This window comes from Candidatus Cyanaurora vandensis, from assembly GCF_013285555.1.
Lineage (GTDB): Bacteria > Cyanobacteriota > Cyanobacteriia > Gloeobacterales > Anthocerotibacteraceae > Cyanaurora > Cyanaurora vandensis.
Map to the genome: position 1 here is coordinate 1 of NZ_JAAXLT010000197.1, position 4,343 is coordinate 4,343.

Below are 4,343 nucleotides of genomic sequence, written 5' to 3' on the forward strand. Positions count from 1 at the left end.
AGGAGAAGTTATTTTAGACAATAAATCATCGATATTTTAAAATCAAAAGCTCTTAGGAGCTAATTTCCTATCATCCTATTAATAAATCGAGGTTCCCTTGAATGGAACAAACGCCAGAAGCAAGTTTAGAATGCTCTGGAAAGATTGCAGCTAAAGCACTGTTGCGAGACAAGTCTATCTGCGAGGCATAACGATTACCACCACCATCGCAATCACGACCCATGAACGGACAGCGAGCCGCTCTACGATTACTTTCTGCTGCTTCAGATTGGTCAGCTATGGGATAGCCAAAGATTTCAAAGATTTGCGGCATACTAAAGTTCTCCTGATGGATTCAGCAAGGACGCGAGCAATTGGCGGCGGTACAGAGTTAGCGATTTGTCTATGTGGTGCGCTGGGACCTACCCGCAGCGGCTAAATTTCTCCTCATTCTCGGGTTCACCTTGGTGGGTTCAGGCTTGGTCTACGAACTACTGATCCGTCGCGTTCAACCCATTGCTTTCCTCTTTGGCCTGAAGCCACGCCAGGACAAGCGCGTCCCGCAGTAATCAGGATTGCGTTCTCAACCGGCAAGAAAACTACAGAGTCCGCGCGGATAGGTTCGATGGGGAGTTCAGTTTTGAGGATAGTGACAGACTGGGGTACCGAGGAACCACCGGGCAAAGGCTAGGCGGTCAGTTCAGCAAGGAATTTGCAAATCATGGGCTGAGCGTACCGGAGGCGTGCCGTAATTCTGAGGCCCTAATTAACCCTGAGCCTCGGGGAGAGCTGGAGCCGCTTGACCATAAAAAGTCTCTAGACTGTCCTTATCCCCAATAAACCGCCAGTGCCAGGGTTCATAGTTGACCTTTTGAGCATTCCCCCGGTCGAAGGAGAGTTCAAAGCCGTACCGCGCAGCATTGACTTTGAGCCAGCGGAAACAGGCCGTCCGTTCAAAACTGGATTTCAGGACCGTACCGGGAGCTTTACCGTCTCCTAGGTCAATGGCGTAGCCGGTGTGGTGTTCACTGTAACCGGGCGGGGCACTGACTTTGCGGGCTTGGCGGACACCACCCAAGCGGGCCACATTGCGGTTAAACAGGTTTTCCTGATACTTCAGGTCCCGGAACCCCGAGATGGGCACGATGAAGACCCCGGCTTGGCGGGCCGCAGCGGTCATCGCCTTGAACTTGGTCGCGGCGGCTTCACGCAGGTAAATCACCTTGTCTTTAGTACGGCTGACCACGGCAAGAGCGGATTGGGGAGCCTCGGTGTAAGGACGGTGGGCCAATAGACCAGCGGGTGCGTCAGGTTCTAGTTCAGTCGTGGGTTGTAGTTCAGTTGTGATGGTGGGAACTAGCGTAGGCGGGGTAGCAACCACGGGCGCGTTCATCTGACTCCAGACGAAAAACCCACCGCCCGTTAAACCACCCAGGAGCAGTACGGTCAAAAGGACCAGCCGTTGACGGTTGGCGTAGGTCTGGACCTTAGGGGCGGGGGTATATTCGCGGCGAGCAATCGGGATCTCGGGTAGGTCTTTCATGCCGCCCTCAAGACATTGAGAATATCGAGCGCGTGGGTATTGGTGTTGACTTTAGTGAAAATATGACTCACCTGACCAGCGGGATCAATGATGAAGGTCGTCCGTTTGACCCCCAAGAAGGTCTTACCCATGAATTGCTTCTCGCCCCAGACCCCGTAGGCTTGGGCAAGTTGGGCCTCCGGGTCACTGAGGAGCACAAAGGGCAAGTTAAATTTGTCTCGGAACTTCTGGTGCGAGGTTTGGGAATCCGTACTCACCCCCAAGACCACGACCCCCGACTGCTGTAATTCCACCCAATAGTCCCGGAAACCACAGGCTTCCTTAGTGCAGCCCGGTGTATTGTCGCGGGGATAGAAGTAAAGGACCACGGTTTTGCCGCGCAGTTGCGTGAGACTGACCGGGTTGCCCTCAGCATCGGGGCAATCAAAAAGAGGAGCGGGTCCGCCAAGTAGCATTCCGGGTGTCCCTAAGCTGTCCATATCGTGCTAGTCATCTGTAAAGCTTGTCAAGCGTTAGAGGATTTTTTCTAGTCCGTAGACGAGGTTTTTGTACTGGCGGACTTTACGGATGGCGAGCAGGACCCCAGGGACGTAGGCTTCTCGGTCGGTCGTATCGTGGCGCAGGGTCAGGATTTGGCCCGGTCCCCCGAAAATTACTTCCTGGTGGGCAATCAACCCTGGTAATCGCACCGAGTGGATGCGGATACCGTCTTCGCCTGTGGCTCCCCTGGCTCCAGTGAGGAGTTCTGCCTCGTCTACTTCAGTGAGGTTAAAGGTCTTGCCCAAGCCTGCCATCATGTGCGCGGTTTTGAGGGCGGTGCCACTGGGCGCGTCGGCCTTTTGGTTGTGGTGCTGCTCGATGATCTCCACATGGTCAAAATACTGGGCCATCCGCGCACAGGCCTGTTGCAACAGAACCATGCCCAGGGCGAAGTTGGGGGCGACGATACAGCCCGTGCTGGCCTTCTCACAAAATTCACTCAACTCGTTCAGTTGAGCAGGGGATAGCCCGGTCGTCCCCACCACCACCCGGAGACCAAAGGCCACCCCTTCACGGATATTGTCGTAAACCGTTGCAGGATGGGTGAAATCCACCATCACCCCTGGTTCGCGCTCCTGGGCACACATCATTAGGGAAGTCTTGAGGTCAGCGGTAATTGGGACCTCAATCTCACCACAACCCGCCAATACCCCCGCGTCCTCATCCAGGTGGCTCACATCCACCGCCCCCACCAGTTCTAAATCTGGGGCCGCCTGAATCCCCTTGACTACGACGCGGCCCATCTTACCCGCCGCGCCCACCACCACTACCGGAATCGGTTTCATCCTGCCCATCGCTAACTTGACGGATCTTAGCTTGATCAGTCTTAGTAAAGGGGAAACCTTGCGTAACATTAGAGAGTCTTAAAGTAACAAGCGGCAATTCCCCCAGGAGTATTTCATGGCGGCAGCAGCGGGCAAACTTTTACAACAAACGGCACCCTGGCTCGGCTTGGGCGCGGTAGTCGTGGTGGCGGTGGTCCTCTGGTCCGGGCTAGGTTCCAATGCCAGTACCCCGGACCTGGCCCAAACGCGCAACCAAACCGCACCCGTAGTCCGTGAAAATATTACGATTTCTGTCACCGCGAGCGGCGTAGTCAAACCCCTCACCCCGGTCAACATCAGCCCCAAACAGAGCGGACGACTAGCCACTCTCTACGTCGAACAGGGCGACCGAGTTAAAGCGGGTCAAGTCTTGGCCCGCATGGATGCCACAGACCTCGAAGGCCCGCTCCTTGATGCCCAAGGCCGGGTCGCTGCCGCCCAAGCAAACCTAGCCAAACTCCAGGCCGGGAATCGTCCCCAGGAGGTCGCCCAAGCTGAGGCCAGCCAGCGCGATGCTGCGGCCCAACTCGCCACCGCTGAGCAATCTTTTAACCGGAATCAAGCCTTGGTGAAAGTGGGGGCCATTAGCCAGAGTGCCCTGGATCTCAGCAACGACCAGTACCGCTCCGCCCAAGCCCGTCTGAGTGCAGCCCAAGCTCAACTCGACTTACTGAAGGCCGGGTCGCGCCAGGAGGATATCGCCGCCGCTCGTGCCCAAGTCCTCCAGGCCCGAGGCAATCTACGGACGATCCAGACTCAACTCGATAACACCGTCATCCGTGCCCCCTTCGCCGGGATCATCACCCAGAAGTTTACTAACCCAGGGGCCTTTGTCACCCCGACGACTTCCGCCAGTGCCACTTCCTCCGCCACTTCCTCCTCCATCCTGTCGCTCGCCAACTCCCTAGAAGCCGTCATCAGTGTGGCGGAGTCCGACATCCGCAATATTTATCCTGGTCAGGTGGTGAATCTCCAGGTAGACGCTTACCCCGACCAAGTTTTCAAGGGCAAGGTCCGACTCGTCGCCCCGGAAGCGGTGGTCGTCCAGAATGTCACTAGTTTTGAAGTCCGGGTGCAGGTCTTGGCGGCGGCGGGCCTACCCCCCCTGCGCTCCGGGATGAACCTCAAGGGCGAGTTCCTGGTGGGTCAGGTCAAAGACGCACTCATGGTCCCCACAACCTCCGTGGTCATGGAGCAAGAAACCACGGGCGTATACCTCCCGCCCAAAAGCAAAGACGAGGCAAAAGAGGCGAAACCGGACTTCCAACCGATTAAAGTCGGGGCCACCGTGGGCAGTCAAACCCAGGTCCTGAGCGGTCTCAAGGAAGGCGAACGGGTCTTCGTCACCCTACCCGCTCGCCGCAAACCCAACGACCGCCCGGTGAACACCAATTCGCCCCTCGGTTCCCCCCAGCCCAATAGCCGCACACCCCGCTGAGGTCCCCATGGCACAGACC

6 protein-coding genes are annotated in these 4,343 nt (G+C 56.8%); 2 read left to right on the forward strand and 4 right to left on the reverse strand.

The window, feature by feature from the left end:
- Positions 1-70 precede the first annotated feature (70 nt).
- Positions 71-313 carry a hypothetical protein gene (locus HFM78_RS13990; RefSeq protein ID WP_287130068.1) on the reverse strand — a complete coding sequence of 81 codons (243 nt, stop codon included), beginning with the start codon at positions 311-313 and terminating at the stop codon, positions 71-73.
- Positions 314-389: 76 nt separating this feature from the next.
- Here HFM78_RS13990 and HFM78_RS13995 point away from each other — a divergent pair, with 76 nt between their 5' ends.
- Entirely contained in the window at positions 390-548 is a 159-nt protein-coding gene (locus tag HFM78_RS13995; protein WP_287130069.1) for a hypothetical protein, read from the forward strand.
- A gap of 197 nt (positions 549-745) precedes the next feature.
- Here HFM78_RS13995 and HFM78_RS14000 read toward each other — a convergent pair whose 3' ends face one another.
- The 3 genes from HFM78_RS14000 to dapB are packed head-to-tail and all read right to left on the reverse strand — an operon-like array spanning position 746 to position 2,856.
- Positions 746-1,522, reverse strand: a complete 777-nt coding sequence (locus tag HFM78_RS14000; protein ID WP_287130070.1) for a D-alanyl-D-alanine carboxypeptidase family protein — start codon at positions 1,520-1,522, stop codon at positions 746-748.
- Complete coding sequence (gene bcp, locus HFM78_RS14005; RefSeq protein ID WP_287130071.1) at positions 1,519-1,977, reverse strand: thioredoxin-dependent thiol peroxidase; 459 nt, start codon at positions 1,975-1,977, stop codon at positions 1,519-1,521. The genes HFM78_RS14000 and bcp overlap by 4 nt, the downstream gene beginning before the upstream one ends.
- Before the next feature lie 57 nt (positions 1,978-2,034).
- Positions 2,035-2,856: a 4-hydroxy-tetrahydrodipicolinate reductase gene (dapB, locus tag HFM78_RS14010; RefSeq protein ID WP_396033087.1), complete on the reverse strand. Its 822-nt coding sequence runs from the start codon at positions 2,854-2,856 to the stop codon at positions 2,035-2,037.
- A 106-nt stretch (positions 2,857-2,962) separates the two neighbouring features.
- Between dapB and HFM78_RS14015 the strand changes: the two genes are divergently transcribed.
- Positions 2,963-4,324, forward strand: a complete 1,362-nt coding sequence (locus HFM78_RS14015; protein WP_287130073.1) for an HlyD family secretion protein — start codon at positions 2,963-2,965, stop codon at positions 4,322-4,324.
- Positions 4,325-4,343: the final 19 nt, after the last annotated feature.